Source organism: Limnohabitans sp., assembly GCF_038134685.1.
Classification (GTDB): domain Bacteria; phylum Pseudomonadota; class Gammaproteobacteria; order Burkholderiales; family Burkholderiaceae_C; genus Limnohabitans_A.
The window spans coordinates 95418-117511 of record NZ_JAYPVP010000004.1 but is presented as its reverse complement, the minus strand read 5'-3'; the positions used below and the strand labels follow the sequence as shown (position 1 = coordinate 117511).

Annotated in this window: 24 protein-coding genes, 2 tRNA genes and 2 riboswitches; of the genes, 14 read left to right on the top strand and 12 right to left on the bottom strand. The window is 60.7% G+C overall.

Annotation, left to right across the window (positions count from 1 at the left end):
* The first annotated feature begins 38 nt into the window (after window positions 1-38).
* The 3 genes from AAFM15_RS03180 (at window position 39) to AAFM15_RS03170 (ending at window position 1101) form a co-directional block, all read left to right on the top strand.
* Window positions 39-758 carry a GntR family transcriptional regulator gene (locus tag AAFM15_RS03180; RefSeq protein ID WP_341685273.1) on the top strand — a complete coding sequence of 240 codons (720 nt, stop codon included), beginning with the start codon at window positions 39-41 and terminating at the stop codon, window positions 756-758.
* 140 nt (window positions 759-898) lie between these two features.
* Window positions 899-974, top strand: a tRNA-Gly gene (locus AAFM15_RS03175).
* A 53-nt stretch (window positions 975-1027) separates the two neighbouring features.
* A tRNA-Cys gene (locus tag AAFM15_RS03170) sits at window positions 1028-1101 on the top strand.
* 17 nt (window positions 1102-1118) lie between these two features.
* Here the strand turns inward: AAFM15_RS03170 and xth are convergent.
* Genes xth through AAFM15_RS03140 form a run of 6 tightly spaced genes read right to left on the bottom strand, consistent with a single transcriptional unit; the run spans window position 1119 to window position 5988 of the window.
* Complete coding sequence (gene xth, locus AAFM15_RS03165) at window positions 1119-1898, bottom strand: exodeoxyribonuclease III (protein ID WP_341685249.1); 780 nt, start codon at window positions 1896-1898, stop codon at window positions 1119-1121.
* Entirely contained in the window at window positions 1895-2401 is a 507-nt protein-coding gene (locus tag AAFM15_RS03160) for a dihydrofolate reductase (protein ID WP_341685248.1), read from the bottom strand. The genes xth and AAFM15_RS03160 overlap by 4 nt, the downstream gene beginning before the upstream one ends.
* A complete protein-coding gene (locus tag AAFM15_RS03155) occupies window positions 2398-3297 on the bottom strand; it encodes a DMT family transporter (protein WP_341685247.1) in 900 nt (299 codons plus the stop codon). Before AAFM15_RS03155 ends, AAFM15_RS03160 begins: the two co-directional genes overlap by 4 nt.
* Window positions 3298-3307: 10 nt before the next feature.
* Window positions 3308-4156, bottom strand: a complete 849-nt coding sequence (locus tag AAFM15_RS03150; RefSeq protein WP_341685246.1) for a thymidylate synthase — start codon at window positions 4154-4156, stop codon at window positions 3308-3310.
* Window positions 4157-4180: 24 nt separating this feature from the next.
* Complete coding sequence (locus tag AAFM15_RS03145) at window positions 4181-5593, bottom strand: FAD-binding oxidoreductase (RefSeq protein ID WP_341685245.1); 1413 nt, start codon at window positions 5591-5593, stop codon at window positions 4181-4183.
* Entirely contained in the window at window positions 5590-5988 is a 399-nt protein-coding gene (locus AAFM15_RS03140) for a DUF2069 domain-containing protein (protein WP_341685244.1), read from the bottom strand. Before AAFM15_RS03140 ends, AAFM15_RS03145 begins: the two co-directional genes overlap by 4 nt.
* Before the next feature lie 20 nt (window positions 5989-6008).
* Here AAFM15_RS03140 and AAFM15_RS03135 point away from each other — a divergent pair, with 20 nt between their 5' ends.
* A complete protein-coding gene (locus AAFM15_RS03135; RefSeq protein ID WP_341685243.1) occupies window positions 6009-7262 on the top strand; it encodes a YihY family inner membrane protein in 1254 nt (417 codons plus the stop codon).
* Here the strand turns inward: AAFM15_RS03135 and AAFM15_RS03130 are convergent.
* The 3 genes from AAFM15_RS03130 to AAFM15_RS03120 are packed head-to-tail and all read right to left on the bottom strand — an operon-like array spanning window position 7252 to window position 10648.
* Window positions 7252-8562, bottom strand: coding sequence for a cytochrome P450 (locus AAFM15_RS03130; protein ID WP_341685242.1), 1311 nt, complete (start codon window positions 8560-8562; stop codon window positions 7252-7254). The genes AAFM15_RS03135 and AAFM15_RS03130 overlap by 11 nt on opposite strands.
* The gene (locus AAFM15_RS03125) at window positions 8559-9353 is read right to left on the bottom strand and encodes an alpha/beta hydrolase (protein WP_341685241.1); all 795 of its coding nucleotides are present in this window, start codon (window positions 9351-9353) and stop codon (window positions 8559-8561) included. Before AAFM15_RS03125 ends, AAFM15_RS03130 begins: the two co-directional genes overlap by 4 nt.
* Entirely contained in the window at window positions 9350-10648 is a 1299-nt protein-coding gene (locus AAFM15_RS03120) for an O-acetylhomoserine aminocarboxypropyltransferase (RefSeq protein WP_341685240.1), read from the bottom strand. The genes AAFM15_RS03125 and AAFM15_RS03120 overlap by 4 nt, the downstream gene beginning before the upstream one ends.
* Window positions 10649-10775: 127 nt before the next feature.
* Between AAFM15_RS03120 and AAFM15_RS03115 the strand changes: the two genes are divergently transcribed.
* From AAFM15_RS03115 to AAFM15_RS03100, 4 genes are read left to right on the top strand one after another with little or no spacing between them, the layout of a single operon-like run.
* Window positions 10776-11222 carry a CBS domain-containing protein gene (locus tag AAFM15_RS03115; protein ID WP_341685239.1) on the top strand — a complete coding sequence of 149 codons (447 nt, stop codon included), beginning with the start codon at window positions 10776-10778 and terminating at the stop codon, window positions 11220-11222.
* Between the two features lie 30 nt (window positions 11223-11252).
* Complete coding sequence (gene aroC, locus AAFM15_RS03110) at window positions 11253-12350, top strand: chorismate synthase (protein WP_341685238.1); 1098 nt, start codon at window positions 11253-11255, stop codon at window positions 12348-12350.
* On the top strand, window positions 12350-13525 hold the full coding sequence (locus AAFM15_RS03105; RefSeq protein WP_341685237.1) for an MFS transporter: 1176 nt from the start codon (window positions 12350-12352) through the stop codon (window positions 13523-13525). Before aroC ends, AAFM15_RS03105 begins: the two co-directional genes overlap by 1 nt.
* Window positions 13526-13534: 9 nt before the next feature.
* Window positions 13535-14398 carry an alpha/beta hydrolase gene (locus AAFM15_RS03100; protein WP_341685236.1) on the top strand — a complete coding sequence of 288 codons (864 nt, stop codon included), beginning with the start codon at window positions 13535-13537 and terminating at the stop codon, window positions 14396-14398.
* Here the strand turns inward: AAFM15_RS03100 and aroQ are convergent.
* Window positions 14389-14826 (bottom strand): type II 3-dehydroquinate dehydratase, encoded by a 438-nt coding sequence (gene aroQ, locus AAFM15_RS03095; protein ID WP_341685235.1) that lies wholly within the window; start codon window positions 14824-14826, stop codon window positions 14389-14391. The two genes, AAFM15_RS03100 and aroQ, sit on opposite strands and share 10 nt — an antisense overlap.
* Window positions 14827-14891: 65 nt before the next feature.
* On the opposite strand from aroQ, the gene AAFM15_RS03090 reads away from it, so the two are divergent.
* From AAFM15_RS03090 to AAFM15_RS03070, 5 genes are read left to right on the top strand one after another with little or no spacing between them, the layout of a single operon-like run.
* Complete coding sequence (locus tag AAFM15_RS03090; RefSeq protein ID WP_341685234.1) at window positions 14892-15563, top strand: DsbA family oxidoreductase; 672 nt, start codon at window positions 14892-14894, stop codon at window positions 15561-15563.
* Window positions 15560-16369 carry a class III extradiol ring-cleavage dioxygenase gene (locus AAFM15_RS03085; RefSeq protein ID WP_341685233.1) on the top strand — a complete coding sequence of 270 codons (810 nt, stop codon included), beginning with the start codon at window positions 15560-15562 and terminating at the stop codon, window positions 16367-16369. The genes AAFM15_RS03090 and AAFM15_RS03085 overlap by 4 nt, the downstream gene beginning before the upstream one ends.
* 9 nt (window positions 16370-16378) lie before the next feature.
* Window positions 16379-16765, top strand: coding sequence for a DUF393 domain-containing protein (locus tag AAFM15_RS03080; RefSeq protein WP_341685232.1), 387 nt, complete (start codon window positions 16379-16381; stop codon window positions 16763-16765).
* Window positions 16762-17484, top strand: a complete 723-nt coding sequence (locus AAFM15_RS03075) for a formylglycine-generating enzyme family protein (protein WP_341685231.1) — start codon at window positions 16762-16764, stop codon at window positions 17482-17484. Before AAFM15_RS03080 ends, AAFM15_RS03075 begins: the two co-directional genes overlap by 4 nt.
* Entirely contained in the window at window positions 17481-18182 is a 702-nt protein-coding gene (locus tag AAFM15_RS03070) for an SDR family NAD(P)-dependent oxidoreductase (protein ID WP_341685230.1), read from the top strand. The genes AAFM15_RS03075 and AAFM15_RS03070 overlap by 4 nt, the downstream gene beginning before the upstream one ends.
* Window positions 18183-18185: 3 nt before the next feature.
* On the opposite strand, the gene AAFM15_RS03065 is transcribed toward AAFM15_RS03070, so the two are convergent.
* Window positions 18186-20066 carry a radical SAM protein gene (locus AAFM15_RS03065; RefSeq protein ID WP_371833074.1) on the bottom strand — a complete coding sequence of 627 codons (1881 nt, stop codon included), beginning with the start codon at window positions 20064-20066 and terminating at the stop codon, window positions 18186-18188.
* Between the two features lie 146 nt (window positions 20067-20212).
* On the opposite strand from AAFM15_RS03065, the gene AAFM15_RS03060 reads away from it, so the two are divergent.
* Window positions 20213-20569 (top strand): hypothetical protein, encoded by a 357-nt coding sequence (locus tag AAFM15_RS03060; protein ID WP_341685228.1) that lies wholly within the window; start codon window positions 20213-20215, stop codon window positions 20567-20569.
* Here AAFM15_RS03060 and AAFM15_RS03055 read toward each other — a convergent pair.
* Entirely contained in the window at window positions 20534-21820 is a 1287-nt protein-coding gene (locus tag AAFM15_RS03055; RefSeq protein ID WP_341685227.1) for a D-amino acid dehydrogenase, read from the bottom strand. The genes AAFM15_RS03060 and AAFM15_RS03055 overlap by 36 nt on opposite strands.
* Window positions 21821-21885: 65 nt before the next feature.
* Window positions 21886-21987: riboswitch (glycine riboswitch) on the bottom strand.
* A gap of 14 nt (window positions 21988-22001) precedes the next feature.
* Window positions 22002-22090: riboswitch (glycine riboswitch) on the bottom strand.
* Between the last annotated feature and the right edge of the window lie 4 nt (window positions 22091-22094).

Below are 22094 nucleotides of genomic sequence, written 5' to 3'. Positions count from 1 at the left end.
TGGTATCCCATTTTTTAAAAACAGAATACAATTTTCTCATGAGCAGACACGATACCGTTTTGATGGCTTTGCGCGACCTCATTCTGAAGGGTGAGTTTTTGCCAGGGCACAAGTTGGCCGAGCAGCAATTGGCTGAGAGACTTGGGGTTTCGCGAACACCTGTGCGCAGCGCCTTGATGTCGCTAGAGCAAGAGGGTTTGATTGAGGCCAATGATCTGGGTAAATACGCGGTTCGCGAATTTACTGTGCAAGAGATCATGGATGCCATTTTGGTACGTGGGCACCTGGAGGGCATGGCAGCAAAAAATGTGGCTGAACATGGCGTGTCCAGAAAGCTGGCATCCGATTTGGAAGCGTGTTTGCTGGCTGGGGATCGTTTGTTCAAGAACAAAACGCTCTCACTTGAAGACTATGCAGCCTATGCCCAAATGAATGATCGTTTTCATGCGCTGATCCTGCAGGCGTGCGGTAACCGTGCATTGCAACGTGCGCTGGATCTGAACGACAAACTGCCGTTTGCCCAGGCTTCGGCCATGCTGCCCATGCAAGGCGTGGTGGACATGGATCGGGATTGGATGCTGTATGCCCACAAGCAGCATCACATGCTGTTTGATGCTTTGGTGCGGAGTGATGCAACTCGCGCCCAAAATCTGGCTATCGAGCACATTGAGGTGGCCTTGATGAATCTGCGCAAAGCCTTGGAGATGCGGGATCAGGTGTCGGGCGTTGCTCCGGCGATTCGCCTGGTGGTGGGCTGAAGACTCAAGCGTTCGAGAGGCAGCTTCAAACTGCGCTAGAAAAGTGTCTACGGGTTTGGGGAATGCGACGCATTGATTTTCCTCATTAAATAGCGAGGCTTGAAAAACGGGTGTTTTTGTGGCTATAATTCATGTCTAACGCGGGATTAGCTCAGTTGGTAGAGCGATACCTTGCCAAGGTATAGGTCGAGAGTTCGAGCCTCTTATCCCGCTCCAAACAAGCCAATCAAAAAAGGGAAGCAATGCTTCCCTTTTTTGTCAAAGAACAAGGCGCGGTAGCAAAGCGGTTATGCACCGGATTGCAAATCCGTGTAGGTCGGTTCGACTCCGGCCCGCGCCTCCAAACTCCCCTTTCGTACTTCAGTCCAGGGTCAGCACCACAGGTGCATGATCGCTCGGGCGCTCGTTTTTGCGTGGGGCCTTGTCGACTGCACAAGCTGTGGCACGAGTCTTGAGTGCATCGGTGATCAGAATGTGGTCAATGCGCAGGCCTCGGTTGCGACGAAATGCAAATTCGCGGTAATCCCACCAGCTGTAGTTTTTGTCGGGCTGCTCAAATAGTCTCACAGCATCGCTCAGGCCCAGATCGATCAAGGCTTGCAACTTGGCGCGTTCGGCGCTGGTGCAATGAATGGTTTCGCGCAGGCCCTCGGGATCCCACACATCCAGGTCATCAAAGGTGATGTTGTAGTCGCCCACCAGTGTGAGTTGGGGGTGTTGTCCTATTTCCGTTTGCAGCCAGTGGTGCAGTGCATCGAGCCAGCGCATTTTGTAGGCAAATTTGTCGCTGTCTGGCGCTTGACCGTTGGGGAAGTAGGCGCCAATGACCCGAATGTTTTGCCCAGAGGCATCGGTGTAAGTGGCGGCAATCACGCGCGACATATCGTCTTCAAAGCCAGGGATGTTCTTGACCACATCCCGACCTTGAGTTCGTGAAATCAGGGCGACGCCGTTGTAGGTTTTCTGACCAAACCACTGTGCGTGCCAACCGGCCTCCTGAAACGCATCCAGGGGGAATTTGTCGTCTGTGAGTTTGAGTTCCTGCAGGGCCAGCACATCTACGGGGTTGGCAGCTAGCCAGTCCAGCACTTGCGGCAAGCGCACGCCCAATGAGTTGACGTTCCAGGTGGCGATTTTCATGATGTACGGGTGAGTGTGACAAAACTGAAGCCCAGGCCATTGGCGGCGGTGTGAGCTTCACGTTGTGTTTCTTTCCAGGCTGAAGACAAGGTGGGGGCAAAGGCATCCCCTTCGAAATCAGCGTCGATTTCGGTGACCACGGCGGTATGTGCCAATGGCTCAGCTTGTCGGTAAATTTCGGCGCCCCCCATGATCCAGGCATCGTGTGCCTCGCCGCACAGATGCTGGGCTTGCTCTATGGAGCCCGCGCGTAACGCACCTGAGGCCTGCCAGTCAGATTGGCGGGTGATGACGATGTTGATGCGACCTGGCAGAGGCCTGAAACGTTCGGGTAGAGACTCCCAAGTCTTGCGGCCCATGATGACAGGTTGACCCAAGGTGACGCGTTTGAAGTGCGCCAGGTCTTCGGGGAGATGCCAAGGCATTTGACCGTCTTTGCCAATAACGCCATTGCGGGCTCGGGCATAAATCAAGTGCAGGCGAGGCAGTGCAGGTGTACTCATGATGCTTTGACAGGTAGGCCGGAAGGCCGGGAGGGGAGCAATACGCTGGCAATCGCGACCATCACAAAAGCCATGGCCAGCCAGTCTTGCCAGTGCGGCACTTCCGCGGTGATGAAGGTGGCACTTAAAGTGCCAACCAAAGGAATGGCCATCACGCTCATGGCGCTGGTCGCCGGCGGGAGGTCGCGCGCCATGCCAAACCAGATGAGTTGGGCCACGCCATAGTTGACGCCGACGCCATAGGCCAGGCTGACCCACATCATGGGCGTAAAGGTCTCAGGGCGAGGCAGGGGCTCCAGGCTCAAGGCCATGACCCATAGCGCCACAGAAAACAAGAGCAGCATCCACACCGTGACCACCATGGGTGAGAGCGTGAGGTGCGCACGGCGAAACAACAAGGTCCCCAAGGCCCAGCACGCTGCGGCACCCAGCATCCACGCCACACCAGCGGGACGACCACTCAGTCTGGCGAGCTCGTGCCAGAGCAACAAACCAATGGCCAGCACCACGCTGACCAGGGCCAGGCGAACACGAGGTGTGATTTTTTCGCCAAAAAACAAGGCGCCCAACACCACGGTAAAGATGGGCATGGTGAAGCCCAGAATGGCTGCTCTGCCGGAGGCCAAGGCTTGTACCCCAAAGATTGACAGGGTGTGCCAGCCCAGAATATTGGGCAGACCCAGCAAAGCAATGCCACGCCATTCTTCAGGACGTGGGCGCATGCGCTCGCCACGCCAGGCCACAAAGGCAAACAACCAGCTGGCACCCAGCGTCATGGTGATGGCGCGAAAGTACAGGGGTGAGAGCTGCGATAGCGACAGCTTCATCATGGGCCAGTTCACGCCCCACATGAGCGTGAGGGCCAACAGGGCCCAAAGCTGACGACGATTGATCACGGCTCTTGCATCAAACGGCTACAGGCGCTTTGATGGCCGGGTGGCATTCGTAGCCGGTGACCTCGAAATCTTCATATTCGTAGTCGAAGATGGAGGCGGGCTTGCGCTTGATGTTGAGCGTAGGGTAAGCGAAAGGCTGGCGACTGAGCTGCAGTTCTACCTGTTCGTGGTGGTTGCTGTAGATGTGGCAGTCACCACCGGTCCAGATGAAGTCACCCACATCCATGTCGCATTGCTGCGCGATCATGTGCGTCAGCAGCGCGTAGCTGGCAATGTTGAAGGGCACACCCAGAAAAATGTCGGCGCTGCGTTGGTACAGCTGGCAGCTGAGTTTGGGCTTCCCGCCTGGTTTTTGCGGTGGCGCCACATAAAACTGGAAGAAGGCGTGGCAAGGCATGAGCGCCATCTTGTCCAGCTCGGCCACGTTCCAGGCCGAAACGATGATGCGTCGGCTGTCCGGATTGTTTTGGAGCGTGTCCATGACCTGCTGAACCTGATCAATGTGACCACCGTCCGGCGTAGGCCAGCTGCGCCACTGTACGCCGTACACCGGGCCCAGGCTGCCGTCTTCGCGCGCCCATTCGTCCCAGATGGTGCAGCCGCGCTCTTGCAGCCATTTCACGTTGCTGTCACCGCGCAAAAACCACAGCAACTCGACGATGATGGCTTTGAGGAACACCTTCTTGGTGGTCACCAGAGGGAAGCCCTCCGAGAGGTCGAAACGCATCTGGTGGCCGAACACGCTTCGCGTACCGGTGCCGGTGCGGTCGCCTTTTTGTACGCCTGTTGTGTAGACATGGCGCATGAAGTCTTCATACTGGCTGCGCACAGGGCGCTGAGGGCTGGCTAGGGTGTTCATGGACTCAAGTTTAACGGTCGCGGATCAAGGCAATACCTTGCCAGGGTTAAAGATGTTTTGCGGGTCCAGGGCCTGTTTGAGGGCGCGCATCATAACCAGTGCCGTGGCATCCTTGTAGCGGGGCAGGGTGTGGACTTTCAGTGTCCCAATACCGTGTTCGGCACTGATGGAGCCTTGGTACTTGCGCACTTGTTCAAACACCAGGGTGTTGACTCGGTCTTCCTGGGTCTGCAAAAACTGCTGGCTATTGCCACCTTCGGGGGCTTGTACGTTGTAGTGCAGGTTGCCATCGCCCAGGTGGCCAAAGTTGACCAGACGCACGCCAGCAATTTCGCGCTCCAGCAAGGCGTCGGTTTCGGCCACAAAGGCCGGGATGCTTGAAATGGGCAGGCTGATGTCGTGTTTGATGTTCAGGCCCTCCTGGGCCTGTGCCATGGAAATGCTCTCCCGCACTTGCCACAAGGCCTGAGCCTGGCTCAGGTTCTGGGCGATCACCGCGTCTGTCACCACCTCGGCCTCCATGGCCGCACCGAGCAATATTTCAAATGCCTGATGTGCATGAGCCTCAGACTCATTGTCTGAAAGTTCCAGCAGCACGCACCAGGGCGACTGGGTGTAAAGCGGCACATTCAGCTGTGGCAAGTGTTTGGCCACCAGGCTCAGGGAGAACTGACTCATGACCTCAAAGCCGGTCAGTGCCGCGCCCAGCTGGCGTTGCGCCAAACTCAGAAGTTGCACGGCTGCGTGCAGGTCGGGCACGGTGGCCCAGGCGGTCAGCTGCGCCGCCGGCTGAGGAAACAGTTTGAGTGTGGCTGCAGTGATGATGCCCAAAGTGCCCTCGCTGCCCATCATCAGGTGGCGCAAGTCGTAGCCGGTGTTGTCTTTGCGCAGACCACTGAGGCCATGCCAGATTTCGCCTTGTGCCGTGACCACTTCCAGTCCCAGGCAAAGTTCCCGTGCATTGCCATAACGCAAGACCTGCGTACCCCCGGCGTTGGTGGCCAGGTTGCCGCCTATGGTGCAGCTGCCTTCGGAGGCCAAGCTCAGCGGGAAAAGCAAACTGGCTTGTGCGGCTGCGTCCTGCACTTGCTGCAAGATGCAGCCTGCGTCGACCGTGAGGGTCAGGTTTTCGGTGTCCAGGGCGCGCACACGGTTCATGCGTTGCAGGCTCAGCACGATTTGCGTACCGCTGTCGTCGGGTACCGAGCCGACCACCAAGCCTGTGTTGCCGCCTTGGGGCACGATGGCCGTGCCAGAAGCTGCGCATGAACGCACCACTTGAGCTACTTCGTCTGTTGTGGCCGGGCGAACCACGGCCAAGGCCTTACCCCTGGCGCGTTGGCGCCAGTCTTGCTCCCAGGCGCTCAGATCCGTTTCGGGGGTGAGCACATGCTCGTGGCCGACGGTCTGACGCAGCTGTTGGAGCAGTGTGCTCATGTGGCGGTGGCGGCAGTTTGAGCTTTGGCAGCCTTGAAACGAAGGCGCACGTGCATGGCGCAGGCGATGAACAGCAGCAGACAGAGCACGCCCTGGGCCATGGCCAGTGCATTGGAGGGCCAACGGTCACTCCAGCCGCGCACGCAGGCTTCCGTGAAGTACAGCCACACCAGCAGGCTGACCCAGCGATAGGTGTACATCCGGTTTTTCAGCAGACCCGCCATGGGCAGTGTCAAAGGCAACACCTTCAAGGCCCACCAGGAGCCACCGGGGCGCAAGGGCGCCAACCACAGTTCCCAGGACAGTCCCAAAAGGATCAGGCCCAGCAGGCTGCCGACAGCCAGCCAGCGCGTCAGATTGAGGTTAAATGCAGGTTTGTCAGTGTTCGGCTTCATTGCGGTGGCATCATACCGGGATGACGAACGACCTGAATGCGATCAACCGCCTGAAGACCATCTGGAATGAATGGTGGGACGAAATGGCCCAAGTTCCGTGGCGGCAGATGGCACGGCATTTGCGCTGGCGCTTCAGGGAGGCGCGCTTGGGCGTTTCGGCCAGCTCCTTGACCTTTACAACCCTGTTGGCACTGGTGCCTTTGCTGGCCGTAGGCTTGGCCCTTTTTACGGCTTTCCCGGTATTTGGCAAGTTTCAGGACACCTTGCAGCGCTGGTTGGTGGACAGTCTGGTGCCCGACAGCATTGCGCGCCAGGTCATGGGGTATCTGACGCAATTCTCCCGCAAGGCCAACCGCTTGGGCTCGGTGGGGCTGGTGGCGGTGGTGGGCGCGGCTGTGGCTTTGATGGTGACGATCGAACGGACGCTCGGTCAAATTTGGCATGTCCAGCGTCAACGTCCTTTGGCGCAGCGTATCTTGCTGTATTGGTCTGCGTTGACGTTAGGCCCCTTGTTCCTGGGGGGGAGTCTGGCGATCAGCTCATACCTGGTCAGTGTTTCTCGGTCTGTGGTGGGTGATGCCTTGCCGGGCGGTGCTCGCCTGTGGCTGGACATGCTTGAATTCGTCTTGCTGGTGGCCTGCATCAGTGGTTTGTATTTTTATGTGCCCTACGTACGCGTGCGATGGCGACACGCCATCACAGCCGGGGTGATGTGTGCGTTGGGCATTGAAGTGGCTAAAAAAGCCCTGACGATTTACCTGGCCCAGATCCCCACCTATTCAGCGATTTACGGCGCATTTGCTGCAGTACCGATTTTGCTGGTCTGGATTTATGTGGCCTGGGTGATTGTCTTGTTGGGGGCAGTCGTGGCTTCGAGCCTGCCTGAGCTGGGACGCCAGCACTTGCGCCAACCCTCGGGAGCAGGCTGGAGCTACCGTATGGCGCTGGAGGTGTTGACCCAGTTGCATAAAGCCCAATCGACCGACTTGCGCGGGCTGGATCTTGCGTCTTTGGGGCGACTGCTACGGGTCGATCTGCGTCAGCTCGATGAACCGATGCGGGTCTTGCAGGAGCTCGATTGGGTGGGCCAGTTACAAGACGAGCAAAGGCCTTTGCAGCCTCGTTGGGTGCTGCTGATTGCACCTGAGCATACGCTGTTGAATCCGCTCAATGAACGTTTGCTTCTTGCGCCCTCGCAAGAGTTGCAAGCGTTTTGGCAAAGCAGTCGGCTGCACAAGCTGCATGTGTCTGATGCGATCGATGTCAAGGCTTGAAGGGTGCGTTCAAAAATCCGCGAAAGCGTGCACGCATGCCGCGTATGGGCGTGGTCGTCAGCTGGTAATGTGGGAAGCGCTGTAAAAACCGCCCAATCGCAATCCGGCCTTCGAGCCGGGCCAGACTCAGGCCCGCACATTGGTGGGGGCCAAAACCAAAGGCCAGGTGCTTGTTGCCGGTGCGGCGCAAGTTGAGCGCTTCAGGCTTGTCGTAAACCGCAGGGTCACGATTTGCAGCGCCAATGCAAAGCGTGATGAGGCTGCCAGCGGGCAGAGCCACACCGCCCACGGTGCAGTCTTGCAGGGCACGGCGATTGCCCAGCTGGTTGGACGATTCAAAGCGCAAAAACTCGTCGACCGCCAGGGTCAGCACATCTTCTCTGGCTTCTTCGTCGGCTGCCGCGTGCAGGTCGGCCATGAGCTGCGCACGTTGTTCGGGCCACTCTTGCAGGCTGATGAGGGCGTTGCCGATCAGGTTGGTGGTGGTTTCATGTCCTGCGTTGAGCAGGAACACGCAGTTTTGCAGCAACTCCACTTCGCTCAGCGCTTCGCCACCATCGCCCTGGATGAGGCGGGTCAGGACGTCGTGCTCCGGATCGCCGGGGTGCTTGCGGCGATCTGCGACCAGTTGCTTGAGGTAGTCGAGAAATTCGTTGACGCTGCGATGCCCCAAGGCTTCTTGTTCGGGTGTGAGTGCGGGTTCGAGTGCGCCCAAAATAGCCAGAGACCAGCCGCGCAGTGGGCCTCGGTCGCCATGCGGTACGTCCAGCAGGTTGCCGATGATCTCCACCGGGATCGCGCTGGCAAAGTCTTCGATCAGGTCGCCGCCGCCCTTGGCTTGCATGGCGTCCAGCAACTCGTCCACCAGACGTACCAGCCCCGGCGTCATGCCTTCGATGGCGCGGCGCGTGAGGGCGCCCATGATGATGCGGCGCACACGGGTGTGCAGCGGCGGGTCGTTGAACACCAGCGAGCTGGTGTGGTGCTGGAACAGTGGCGAGACGCCGGGTGCTACCGCCCAGGGGGCCTGATCGTAGGGCCCGTGGTTGTACTTGGGGGCAAATTCCACCTGCTTGTTCGAGCTGAACAGTTGCGCGTCGCGGTACACCGCCACCAAGTCAGCGTGGCGGGTCAGGAACACCGAACCATCGGGCATGCGTTTGACAGGATCGGTCTCGCGTAACCGGGCATAGACCGGGTAGGGGTTGGCCAGAAAATCGGCAGGCAGTTGGCGCAGGTCCAGATGGGCTGCAATTTCTGCGGCCCGGGCAGCGGTCATGGCGGGCGTGATGGTGTTCATGCCTTGAGAAAGTCCTTGAGCGCCTGCAGCACACCGTCGGGGGCCTCGGTCATCAGCGAGTGGCCGGCGGGCAGTTTCACCACTTTGGCGTTTTGGGCTTTGCTCACCAGGCTTTGCGCGGCTTTGGGTGGCGTCATTTGGTCCTGGCTGCCCAGCAAAAACAGGGTGGGGCACTGCACTTTTTCCATCGCAGCGTCGCCATTGGCATAGCTGTCGCAGGCCTTGAAGCCGGTGAAAAACACATTGACTTTGGTGTTGCTGGCCAGCACGCGGCGCATCAGCGCGCGGCTGCCGCCGTACAGCCAGGTGCCGGGGCCCAGCGCCGAGGGCGGTGGCGCCAGTGTGGAGTGCGAAAAGGTGTTGACCATGTCGATGGCCTTCATGGGTGAGGACACACTCGATTCGAGCAAGGCAGGCGACACGCGCATCGGGAAGGCTGTGCCCACCAGCACCAGGTGGCTCACGCGCTCAGGGTTTCGGGAAGCGGTCTCCAGGGCGATCAGTGAGCCAAAGCTGTGGCCGACCAGCGCGGCCTTTTGTACCCCGGCGGCGTCAAGCAGGGCCACGATGGCGGCGCTGGCTTCTTCGACGGTGGAGGGCGGCTCACCGCCGCTTTTGCAGTGGCCCGGCAGGTCAATGGTCAGCACGTTCCAGCCGTGGTGTGCCAGGTAGCGGCTTTGCAAAATCCAGACGCTGTGGTCGTTGAGCACCCCGTGGATGAAAACCACGGTGGGCTTGGCGGCGTCAAATTCCTTGCCGCCGGTGTAGGCGTAAATGCTCCCCAGCTTCATGCCGCTTTCTCCGCAGCCTTCAAGGCTTTTTTCAGGTCATCGATGAGGTCGGCCGCGTCTTCCAGGCCAATCGACAGGCGGATGGTGCCCGGGCCGATGCCGGCCTGCGCGAGCGCTTCGTCGCTCATGCGGAAATGCGTGGTGCTGGCCGGGTGGATCACTAGGCTCTTGGCGTCGCCTACATTGGCCAGGTGGCTGAAGACCTTGAGTGCCTCGATGAAGGCTTTGCCTTGCTGGCGGCTGCCTGCAATGTCGAAGCTGAAGACCGAACCGGCGCCGCGCGGCAGCAGCTTTTGCGCCAGCGCGTGGCTGGGGTGGCTTTCCAGCAGCGGATGGCCGACGCGTGACACCAAAGGGTGTGAGGCCAGAAATTCGACCACTTTGGCGGTGTTGGCCATGTGGCGTTCCATGCGCAGCGACAGGGTTTCCATGCCCTGCAAGATCAGCCAGGCGCTGTGCGGCGACAGGCAGGCCCCGAAGTCGCGCAGGCCTTCGCGTCGGGCACGCAGCAAAAAGGCGCCCACCGTACTTTCCTCGGTGAAGACCATGTTGTGAAAGCCCTCATAGGCCTGCGTCAGTTCGGTGAATTTGCACGAGCGCTCCCAGTCAAAGCTGCCACCATCCACCAGCACGCCGCCGATCACGGTGCCGTGGCCCGACAGGAATTTGGTCGCCGAGTGGTAGACCAGATCGGCGCCGTGGTCAAAAGGCTTGATCAACCAGGGGGAGGTCAGTGTCGAGTCCACCAGCAGCGGCACGCCGGCCTCGTGGGCGATCTGGCTCACGGTGGGGATGTCCAGCACGTCCAGGCCCGGGTTGCCCACGGTCTCGCCAAAGAACAATTTGGTGTTGGGGCGCACGGCCGCTTTCCAGCCGTCGATGTCGCCGGGCTTCACAAAAGTCGTCTCGATGCCAAAGCGGCGCATCGTGTAGTGCAGCAGGTTTTGCGAGCCGCCGTACAGCGCGGTGGACGCCACGATGTGGCTGCCCGCGCCCATCAATGTGCTGACGGCCAGGTGCAACGCGGCCTGGCCGCTGGCCGTGGCAATGGCCCCAATGCCGCCTTCGAGGGCCGATATGCGCTGCTCCAGCACGGCAGTCGTCGGGTTGCTGATGCGGCTGTACACATGACCCGCCCGCTCCAGGTTGAAGAGGGCGGCGGCCTGGTCGCTGGACTCGAAGACAAAAGACGTGGTCAGGTGGATGGGTACCGCGCGTGCACCGGTGGTCGGGTCTGGTGAGGCCCCAGCGTGCAGGGAAAGGGTGTCAAAGCCGGGGTCGGAATAGCCGGGCATGGTTGTCTCCTATGGTGGTCCTTGCTCGAAAGCTTGCGGCAAGGGCTCAGCACTAAGCTTGGTCAGGCTTATTGTGGGCTATATTGAGAGCCAGAATTTGTGCCGCATCACATTGGAGACAAATACCATGCAAGTCAGCGACATCCTGCGCGTTAAAGGCCACACGCTGTTCACGGTTCCGCCGCATGAAACGCTGGCCAAAGCCATGCTTTTGATGCAGGAGCAGGACATTGGGTCCTTGGTGGTGATGGATAAAGGTCGCTTGGCAGGTGTGTTGACTTTTCGCGAAGTGATCTTGCAAATCAACCGCAACGGGGGTCAGGTCGGCATCACCCAGGTCGCCGAGGCCATGGACGCCAGCCCTCTGGTCTGCTCCAGTGACACCGATATGGACGCGGTACGCCGCATGATGCTGGAGCGCCATGCCCGCTACATGCCTGTGATGGATGGCACGCTGCTCATGGGCGTGATCAGCTTTTATGACGTCGCCAAAGCCGTGGTGGACGCGCAGAATTTCGAAAACAAGATGCTCAAGGCCTACATTCGTGACTGGCCGGAGAAAGACGAGGCCTGATGGCCGTTGGCTCTGGGATAATCTGCACCCATGAGCGGCAATACCTTCGGAAACCTCTTCGCAGTCACCAACTTCGGTGAATCCCACGGCCCGGCCATCGGCTGCGTGATTGACGGCTGTCCGCCGGGGCTTGCACTGTCCGAGGCCGACATTCAGCCCGATCTGGACCGTCGCCGTCCAGGGACCAGCAAATTCGTCACCCAGCGCAATGAGCCCGATGCGGTCCAAATTCTCTCTGGCGTGTACCAGGGCAAGACCACCGGCACCCCGATCTGCCTGCTGATCCAGAACACCGACCAGCGCAGCAAGGATTACGGCGACATTCTGCAAACCTTCCGCCCCGGTCATGCTGACTACACCTACTGGCGCAAATACGGCATCCGCGACCCACGTGGCGGCGGCCGCTCTTCGGCCCGACTGACTGCGCCCATGGTGGCAGCGGGTGCGGTGGCCAAGAAGTGGCTCAAGGAAAAACTGGGCACCACCTTTGTGGGCTGCATGACGCAAATTGGTGAAGTGCCGATTGGTTTTGAAAGCTGGGACCATGTGCCCAACAATCCGTTTTTTGCACCCGTGGCTGATGTGTCAGCGCTAGAGGACTACATGAGCGCGCTGCGCAAATCCGGCGACTCATGCGGTGCGCGTCTGCGTGTGGTGGCTCGCGGAGTTCCCGTTGGCCTGGGGCAGCCGCTGTTTGACAAGCTCGACGCCGATATTGCCTACGCCATGATGGGCATCAACGCTGTCAAGGGCGTCGAGATTGGCGCTGGCTTTGGCTGCGTCACGCAAAAGGGCAGCACGGCAGGCGACTCGCTCACGCCCGAAGGCTTTGTGGGCAACAATGCCGGTGGCATTCTGGGAGGCATCAGCTCGGGCCAGGACATTGAGGTGTCCATCGCCATCAAGCCGACCAGCTCGATCCTGATTCCTCGCCAGACGATTGACTCGGAAGGCCATGCGACCGAGGTCATCACCAAAGGTCGTCACGACCCTTGCGTGGGCATTCGAGCCACACCCATTGCCGAGGCCATGCTGGCCCTGGTGATCATGGAGCATGCGTTGCAGTTCCGTGCCCAAAGCGCGGATGTGGCCCATGATCTGGCCCCGATTGCGGCCAGCAAGCCTTGATGGCAGAGCGCAAGGCGCTGCTGCCCTTTGCAGCCCTGTCGGCGACGTACTTCGCCCACATTGGGCTGTTCAACTCCTACCTTCCGCTGTGGCTCAAGGATTTGGGCCTGGGCTTGCTGACCATCAGTGTGCTCAGCTCGATGCAGGCGGTGACGCGCTTGTTTGCCCCCTACGTGTGGGGCTGGCTCAGTGACCACACGGGTGAGCGTGTGCGCTTTCTGCGCTGGGGTGCTGCCGTGGCTTTGCTGTGCGCCAGTGCGTTGTGGTGGTCTCTGTCTCCGGTCATGCTGGGCGTTGTGCTGCTCGTGATGTTCACGCACACCAGTGCCATGATGCCCATGAGCGAGGCGGCCATGGCTCACCTGGTCAGTCTGGGGGGCGGCTTTGATGCACGGCGTTATGGACGTGTGCGTTTGTGGGGCTCGCTGGGCTTCATGGCCACTGTGTTCGTAGCCGGTGCCTGGTTTGAAGCTCAAGGCATGCAAAGCTTTGCGACCTGGACGGTGTTGAGTCTGCTGGCTGTGTGGGTGAGCACGCTGCTCATGCCCAATTTGAAAGAAGCCCAGCCTGTGCACGCCCAAAGCGTGCGGGTCTGGGCTGTTGTGCAACGCCCGGAAGTTCGCTGGTTTTTTATTGCAGCGTTTTTTCATGTGCTCTCGCACATGGGGCTTTATGTGTTTTTCTCGCTGTATCTGGATGCATTGGGATACAGCAAAACCATGATCGGCGCCTTGTGGGCTGTTTCTGTGCTGGTTGAGATCGCTTGGTTCTTTACCCAATCGCGCTGGTTGCCGCGTTTGCCGCTGACGGCCTGGATCGTTCTGTGTTCGGCAGCCATGGCGCTGCGCATGGGTGTGACCACTGTGTGGGCTGATGTGTTGTGGGTGCTGCTGCTGGCGCAGGCCTTGCACGCCTTGACTTTTGCTGCCCATCACACGGCTTGTGTAGCGCTGCTGTCGCACCATTTCCCAGGGCGTATGCGTGGTCGCGGCCAAGCCCTGTATACCGTGATTGCTTATGGCGTGCCGGGTGTACTGGGTGGTTTCGCCGGGGGGGTGATCAGTGAATACTGGGGCTTGCGCACGGTATTCGCCGTCATGACCTTGTGCGCCTTGTTGGCCATGGCGGCGGGCTGGCGCATGTGGCGTCTGACGCACCCCGCGGCCATGCAGTGAGAGAAAAAGATGATGGATGTGCCTGATTTCATTGAAGGCGACTTGCGTATCGCGCTGACCGATGGGCAGCGCCTGGTGACCGAGGTCGACGGCGTTACCGTGGTCTGGCACAGCTGGGGTGAGCAAGACAGCGCCACTGTGGTGTTGTTGCACGGCGGCAGTGGCAGCTGGCTGCATTGGGTGCGCAATATCGCCGCCTTGCGTGATGCGGGCTGGCGCGTACTGGTCCCGGACTTGCCGGGCTTTGGCGACTCAGACTTGCCGCCTGGTTGCGTGGATGTTGATGCTTTGTCCTCTTACTTGCATGACGGCTTGCAGCAACTGGCACCCAAGGGGCCTGTCCAGCTGGTGGGCTTTTCCTTTGGCGGCATGACGGCGGGTTTGTGGCTGCAGGCCTATCCGCAGGACGCACACGCACTTGTGCTGGTGGGCGCTCCTGGCATGGGCCTTCAAACAGCGGTGCGTACGCCCCTCAAAGGCTGGCGGCACTTGGCCACGTCCGAGGCGCAGGAAGAGATCCATAAATACAACTTGATGGCGCTGATGTTCCAAAACGCCAGTGCGTTGGACTCTCTGGCGCTGGCTTTGCATACCGCCAATGTGCACCGCGACCGCATGCCGCGCAGGCGTTTGTCCAGCACCGACATTCTGGCGCGAGCCCTGCCTGATGTGCAGGTGCCGGTGAGTGCCATTTATGGTGAGCACGATGCGCTTTATCGCGAGCGGCTACCCGAGGTGCAGGGGGCCATGCAAATGCTGTGTGGTCAGTGGAATCGCTGGACCACTGTGTCTGGTGCAGGGCATTGGGTTCAGTATGAGGCGGCTCAGGCGTTCAACGCCGCCTTGATCCAGACTTTGAGTGATCAGGCCTGAATGGCTGACACGGCAGCGCGCAGGGCCAGCAGGTAGCTGTCCACGCCAAAACCGGCGATCTGGCCTTTGGCGATGGGCGCAATCACCGAGTGGTGACGGAATTCTTCGCGGGCGTGGATGTTGGACATGTGCACCTCGATGATCGGGCACTTGAGGATGGCCAGCGCATCGCGGATGCCGTAGCTGTAATGCGTCCAGGCACCTGCGTTGATCAGCACGGCTTGCGTGCCGTCCGTGTGGGCGCGGTGAATGCGCTCAGCCATTTCGCCTTCAAAGTTGGTCTGGAAGCACTCGACCTCGGCGCCCAGTTCCTTGCCCAAAGCGACCAGTTTTGCATCGATTTCGGTCAGGGTGGCGGTGCCATACTGAGCCGGATCGCGTTTGCCGAACATGTTGAGATTGATGCCGTTGAGGGTCAGGATTTTCATGATGTGCTCAGGGGTATGGCGTATGCAATATCCCCATTGTCCGCGATTTGGGGCAAGATGCTGACATGAGCATTCCTTTGAAAATCGATTTCGTCTCGGACGTGGCTTGCCCTTGGTGCGCGGTGGGTTTGTATTCCTTGCAGCAGGCGCTCGGCCGTCTGCAAGGCGAGGTGAGCGCCGAGCTGCATTTTCAGCCCTTTGAACTCAACCCTGACATGGGCCCTGAAGGGCAGGATCTGTCCGAGCACTTGACGCAAAAATACGGCTCCACCGCTGCGGATCAGGCGCGTATTCGCCAGACCATCACCGCCCGAGGTCAGGAGGTGGGCTTTGCCTTCAACCCCGATGGACGCGGTCGCGTGTGGAACACCTTCGATGCCCACCGTCTGTTGGCTTGGGCCGAGGGCCAGGGCGAAGGCGCTCAGCTGCGCCTCAAGCAAGCCTTGCTGGCGGCCTACCATGGCCGAGCTGAGCACATTGCCGACAAAGCGGTGTTGCTTGCGGCTGCGCGGGAAGCGGGCTTGAATGAAGTGGCTGCCAACGAAGTGCTGGACATGGATGCCTACGCCGACAAAGTGCGCGCCGTGGAGCGCATGTACCAGCAGGCCGGGGTCCGTTCGGTTCCAGCGGTCATCATCAACGACAAGCACTTGATTTCGGGCGGGCAACCTTCTGCAGTGTTCGAGCAGGCCTTGCGGCAAATTGCGGCGCAGGCCGCCTGGGAAGCCGACGAATGAGTGAGCAGCCGCGCACGCCAGTCTTGTTTGTTTCGCACGGTTCGCCTTTGTTTGCCTTGAACCCTGGGCAGACGGGTCCGGCTTTGCAGCAATGGGCCGCAGAGCAGGCACCTGCCGACCGCATCAAAGGCATTGTGCTGATCTCGCCGCACTGGATGACGCGCGGTGGCGTAGCGGTGATGAGCACACCCATGCCGCGTACCTGGCATGACTTTGGCGGTTTCCCGGATGCGCTTTACCAGCTGCAATACCCGGCGCAGGGCGATCCGGCCTTGGCCGACAAAGTCATGGACTTGTTGCAAACCGCTGGCGTGCCACACGCAGCCGACGAACGACGTCCCTACGATCACGGTTGCTGGGTGCCTTTGATGCATTTGTACCCGCAGGCCGATGTGCCAGTGGTTCAGGTGTCCTTGCCCGATGGCTTCAGCACGGCCGATATTTATGCGGTGGGTCAAGCGTTGGCCCCCTTGCGTGAACAAGGCATCTTGCTGGTGGCATCGGGCAGCATGACGCACAACCTGTATGAGCTGCGTCGTGAAGACGGTCCCACTGAGCCCTATGTAGCCGCGTTTTGCGGCTGGGTCCACGATACGCTGATGCAAGGCGATTTAGCCTCCATGCTGGACTATCGAGCTCGGGCGCCCGATGCAAAGCGGGCGCACCCAAGCGATGAACACTTCCTGACGATTTACTTTGCTTTGGGCGCTGCGGGTTGGGGGCGGACCCATGGTCCTGGCCCGGTTTATATCAGCCGTGAGGTTCAGTTCCGGACGATTTCGATGGACGCCTTTAGCCTGCACTAGAGTCAGACCATGATGAGCACTGAATTGACGGTTTATTACGACGGCAGCTGCCCGCTGTGCCGACGGGAGATTGCCCTCTACCGCCGTTTGCGAGGTGCAGACCGACTGCGCTGGCTGGACGTGAGCGCTGGCCTGCCCCTGGGTGAGGGCCTGTCGTGCGAGGTCGCGATGCGTCGCTTTCATGTGCGCGATGAACACAAGCGCTTGTGGAGTGGAGGTGCGGCCTTTTCGCGCTTGTGGCTGGCTTTGCCGGGCTGGCGAGTGTTGGGCTGGGTGTTTGTTTGGCCACCCATGTCTTGGCTGCTGGAGCTGGCTTACCGCGTTTTTTTGCCGCTGCGCCCGCGCTTGCAACGCGCTGCGCTGCGCTGGTGGCCTGATCAGGAGACCAGGGGATGAAGCTGAGGGGCGTAGCCATGGTGGCGGTGCTGTTGCTGCTGCTGCTGAGCAGCGCACATGCGCAGATGGGCGAGAGGGTAGCCTTGCCAGAAATGGGCGGCCTGCAGATCGACCGCACCGAAGTGACCATTGGGCAATTTGCCCGATACGTGCAGGCCACGGGGGTGCGCACCCGCGCCGAGCAAGAAGGTGGTGGCTTTGAATATGTGGCAGGCTGGCAGCGCCGCCCCGGTTGGACCTGGCGCCAACCCGATGGCGTATCCGCTGCGCCCGACTTGCCCGCTGTGCACTTGACCCATGCGGAAGCCGCCGCCTATTGCCAGTGGGCCGGTGGGCGGCTGCCGACCGCAGCCGAATGGCGCCGCGCCGGCTTTACCGAGCTGCGCACGGCACCCCCGGAACCCTGGGTGCGCGGCAAAACCTACCCTTGGACCACAGGCGAGAGTCCGCAAGGCGCCAACACCAGCGACCCCGACCCCTGGCCCCGTGCCGCCCCGGTCACGCAGACGCGTGCCGGTGTGAATGGGCTGCACGACATGGGCGCCAATGTATGGGAGTGGGCGCTTGATGCCCGCGGCCAGGAGCGCCAGACCCTGGGTGGCTCCTGGTGGTACCCGGCCTACCAGATGAAAGCCGATGTGCAGGCCTTCAAAAACGCTGACTTTTATGCGGTCTACATCGGCTTTCGCTGCGTGTACGAGGCTGGAGGCCGGCGATGATGGTCTCCATGCGCAGCCTGCCAGAGGGCTACCGTGCGCTGGTGATTGGCGCCAGCGGCAGCATTGGACAGGCCTTCGTGCAGGCCTTGCGTGCCGACCCGCGCTGCAGCGATGTGCAAGCCATTCGGCGAGGTGAACCCACCGAGTGGGATTTGGCGGACCAAGCCAGTCTCGAGGCACTGGCCCTGCAGGTGCAAGGCCCTTTGCATCTGGTGGTGGATGCCTCAGGAGCGCTCACCATCGACGGCCATGGCCCCGAAAAACGCTTGCAGGAGCTGGATGCCAACCGCCTGCTGCGCTCTGTGCAGGTCAATGCCGTGGGGCCAGCCCTGCTGCTGCGCCACCTCAACCCGCTGCTGGCCCGTGGCGAGCGCGTGATCTGGGCCAAGCTGTCGGCACGTGTGGGCAGCATTGAAGACAACCACAAAGGCGGCTGGTACGGTTACCGCGCAGCCAAGGCCGCGCTCAACCAGTTGCTGCAGACCGCCGCGATTGAAATCAGTCGCCAGCGCCCGTTGGCGGTGGTGGCTGCACTTCAGCCAGGCACGGTGCGTTCAAGCCTGAGTGCGCCTTTTGTGGGGAGCGATGCCTTGGCGCCGGAGACGTCGGTGCAGGGCCTGCTGCAGGCGCTGGACGCGGCGCCTGCGACCGGGCGGGCCGTCTTCTTGGACCACCGGGGACAGCCCATCGCCTGGTGAAACTTAGCGCCGCAAGGCGATGCCGATCCGGTCGCGCTTGACGGTGGGCTTGGGGCAGACGCCCTTTGGCAGTTCGAACCAGTCGCGCACGTCTTGTTCCAGTCCCACACCGTGCATGAAGTTGTAGATGGCCTTCTTGAGGCCTCGGCCGAGAACGTCGTGGTCCACGCCCCGGGGCATGGGCGTGGGGTCGATGAAGCCGACGTCGTTTTTGGCAAAGGTGACTTCGGGCAGCGGCACCAGTTGCACGCCATAGGCCTCGGGGTTTTGCCCCACGGGTGAATGCACGGTGCAGACAAAGCGGTGGAAGAAGCCGCTGTGGATGCAGCCGTTTTCAAAGAGCTGGCGCACGTATTCGAGCGCGTCCACCGTGTCCTGCAGCGTTTGGGTGGGAAAGCCGTACATCAGGTAGGCGTGCACCAGAATGCCGGCGTCGGCCATGCCACGCGTCACGCGTGCCACCTGGTCTACCGTCACGCCTTTTTGCATGAGGGCCAGCAAGCGGTCAGAGGCGACCTCCAGACCTCCCGATAGGGCAATGCAGCCGCTTTCGGCCAGCAGCTCGCTCAGCTCGGGGGTGAAGGTTTTTTCAAAGCGGATGTTGCCCCACCAGCTGATCTGCACCTTGCGACGCAGCAATTCTTCGGCCAGGGCCTTGAGAATTTTGGGCGGCGCAGCTTCGTCCACAAAATGAAAGCCGGTCTGGCCCGTTTCCGCCACGATGGCTTCAATGCGGTCCACCAGCGTGCTGGCCTGTGCGGTTTCGTAGCGGCCGATGTAGTCCAGGCTCACATCGCAGAAGCTGCATTTCTTCCAGTAGCAGCCGTGGGCAATGGTCAGCTTGTTCCAGCGCCCGTCGCTCCAGAGACGGTGCATGGGGTTGAGCATGTCCAGCAAGCTCAGATAGTCGTGGATCGGCAGGCCGTCCCAGGTGGGCGTGCCCACGTCTTCAAAGGGAATATCGGGCTCTGGCCAGTTGATCCACCTGACGAGAGCATCTTCTCGTACAAAGGTGCGCACTAGGCGTTCGCGGCTGCGTTGGCCTTGCAGGTGCTCGACCAGTGCGAGCACCGGACGCTCGCCGCTGTCGACCGTCACATAGTCCACTAAATCAAACAAGCGCGGTTCGGCCAGCTCGCGCAGCTCGGTGTTCACAAAGCCACCGCCCAGTCCAATGCGAATGTTGGGGTGGTGTTGCTTGAGGGTTTGGGCGATGCGCAGCGCGCCATAAACCGAACCAGGAAAAGGCACCGACAGCAAGACCAGCTGGGGGCTGTGCTGCGCGATGGCCGCTAGCGTGAGTTCGGCCAGTGTCCGGTCCACCAGATTGGGCGGCGCGGCCAAGGCTTGGGCCAGCGGGTCAAAGCTGGGCTGCGCGGCGGCCAGACTTTCGGCGTAGCGCACAAACTCAAATCGCTCATCCACCGCGCCTTGCAGCACATCGGCCAGGTCGTTCAAATACAGCGTGGCCAGGTGCCGTGCACGGTCGGTGCTGCCCAAAGCGCCAAAGGCCCAGCCCAGTGGATCGCCGGTTTCCTCATCGTCGTAGCTGTCGAGCGTGGCAAAGCGTGGGCCTTCTGGCAAAAAGCCTCGGCTGGCGATGCGGTGCGCCAGCGTGCTGTCGCGCCCCTGCAAAAACGCTATGACCGGATTGATCGTTTGCGCGTAGCGTTCAAAGTGGTCCAAAAAAAAGTTGACCGGGCCACTGCGTTTTTCTTCAGGCTGCGCAAGGGCCGCCTCACGCAGTTGCACCAAGCCTGAGTGACTCATGAGCTGCAGCACCAGTGCCAGCGCCAGGTCGGCTTGTTCCGCGTTCACACCGCGCGAGCGCAGAAAGCCCGTGAGGTAGGCGGTGGAGGGGTAGGGGGTGTTGAGCTGCGTCATCGGGGGGATGAGGCAGAGCACCTTCACGGACGAAACTTCTGGCATGCGATGTTGATGAGGGTCAATAGTCCGATTATCGGATGACGACGCATCGCGGGGGGAAGCGACAATCACGAAATTGTTCAATACAAGCTCAGGAGTCTCGAATGAAACACATCATGATGGGGGTACTGCTGGCTACCGCAGGGACATGCCAGGCTTACGATGGCTGGACAAGTGAGGTGTCACATGCCGCAGGTGGAGCCTTGTTGGCGGGTGGAATTTCATATGTGTACCGCGATTCACCCCATCGTGCCATGATCGGTTTTGCTGCCAGCACGGCTGCCGGGATACTGGTCGAAAGCGCAAGCATTGCTCGCGGCGGCAAGCGTTCCAGCCAGTACCTTGATATGGCCTCGCACGCCATCGGCTCAGCGATTGGGGCTTGGTACAGCGACAGGTACCTCTTGGTACCTGTCATCAGTCGATCATCCGTGGGCGTGGTGTACAGCACCCGTTTTTGACAAGCCGCTGGCCCCCAGGCTTGGACTGAGCAACAGCGACTGCTGGACATGCCCGGCCAGCTGATGCGCGGTGATGGCACTCAGCGTCCAGCCCAGGTGACCGTGACCCGTGTTGTAGAACACATTGGCTTTTTTGCCAGCACCGACGCGCGGCAACATGTCAGGCATCATGGGGCGCAGGCCGGCCCAGGGCACCACCTTGCGGGTGTCGATGCCGGGGAAGCATTCGTTGACCCAGCGGATCAGCGGGGCGATGCGGTCGGCGCGGATGTCGAGGTTGAAGCCGTTGAACTCGGCGGTGCCGGCCACGCGGAAACGGTCATCGCCCAGACGACTCGTGACCAGCTTGGTTTCATCGTCCAGCAGGCTGACTTGCGGCGCAGCGGCCTGACTGGCGGCGTCGGGCATGTTGACGGTGATCGAGTAGCCCTTGACCGGGTAGACGTTGAGGCGGTCGCCGAGCTGCGCGGCCAGGCGGCGGCTGTGAACGCCGGCGCTGATGACGATGCCGTCAAAACGCAAGGTGTCGATCTGTCCTTCATAGCGGACCTGGACTGTGGCGACTTCGCCATCACTGCTGACGTTCAATACCTCATGCCCCGTGAGCATTTGCACGCCCAGTCGCTTGCAAGCCTGTGCCAGACCAAAAGTGAACTTGTGGATGTCGCCGGTCGAATCGCTTTCGGTGAAGTAACCGCCATAGTACTGGCCTTGCAGCGTGGGCTCGATGGCGCGCATTTCCTCGGGCGTGACGGCACGGCGCTCCAGGCCGCCTGCGGCCAGCAGCTTCGAGACACGGCCTGCATGGTCAAAGCCCTTTTTGTCGCGGTAGATGTGCAGGATGCCTTCGCGCTTGTGGTCGAAGTCAATGCCTTCGCTGGCCGCCCAGGCGAACAGGTGCTCGCGGGCATCGATCGCCAGTTTGGCCGTGTCGATCGTGTTGCGTTCGTACTTGGGGATGTTGGCGACGAACTCGGCGATCCAGCTGAACTTGTGCCAGCTGGGCTTGGGGTTCATCAAGAGCGGGGCGTCGGCTTTCATCATCCACTTCAGGCCCTTGATGAGGGTGGACGGGTGGGTCCAGACTTCGGCGTTGGAGGCCGAGAGCTGACCGCCGTTGGCGTAGGACGTTTCCATGGCCGCGTAGCGGTTCTTTTCGATGAGGGTGACCTGGAAACCCTGACGGGCGAGGGCGTAGGCGGAAGTGACGCCGGTGATGCCGCCGCCGATGACAACCATGTGCTTTTTCATGGAGCTTTCTCTCTTTGCAAAACGTCTCAAATGGAAGGACATGCAGCGCACGGCATGTGCACGGCATGACCCCCTCTGTTTGAGACCTGAGAGATTCGTTCCAGTCTGGAACTTGCTCCTGCGGTGGACCAGGTGACGAGTCCTGGTCACTCTTCAGAGTGTGTGGTGCCCTATCGGGCGCCTTCCTGCATCGGTCCTTTGGCCTGAGAGTTTCCGGGGTGGTTGCTCCTTCGGCGCCAGCGCGGGGCTGGTCTCTCCCGATGCAGACGAATTT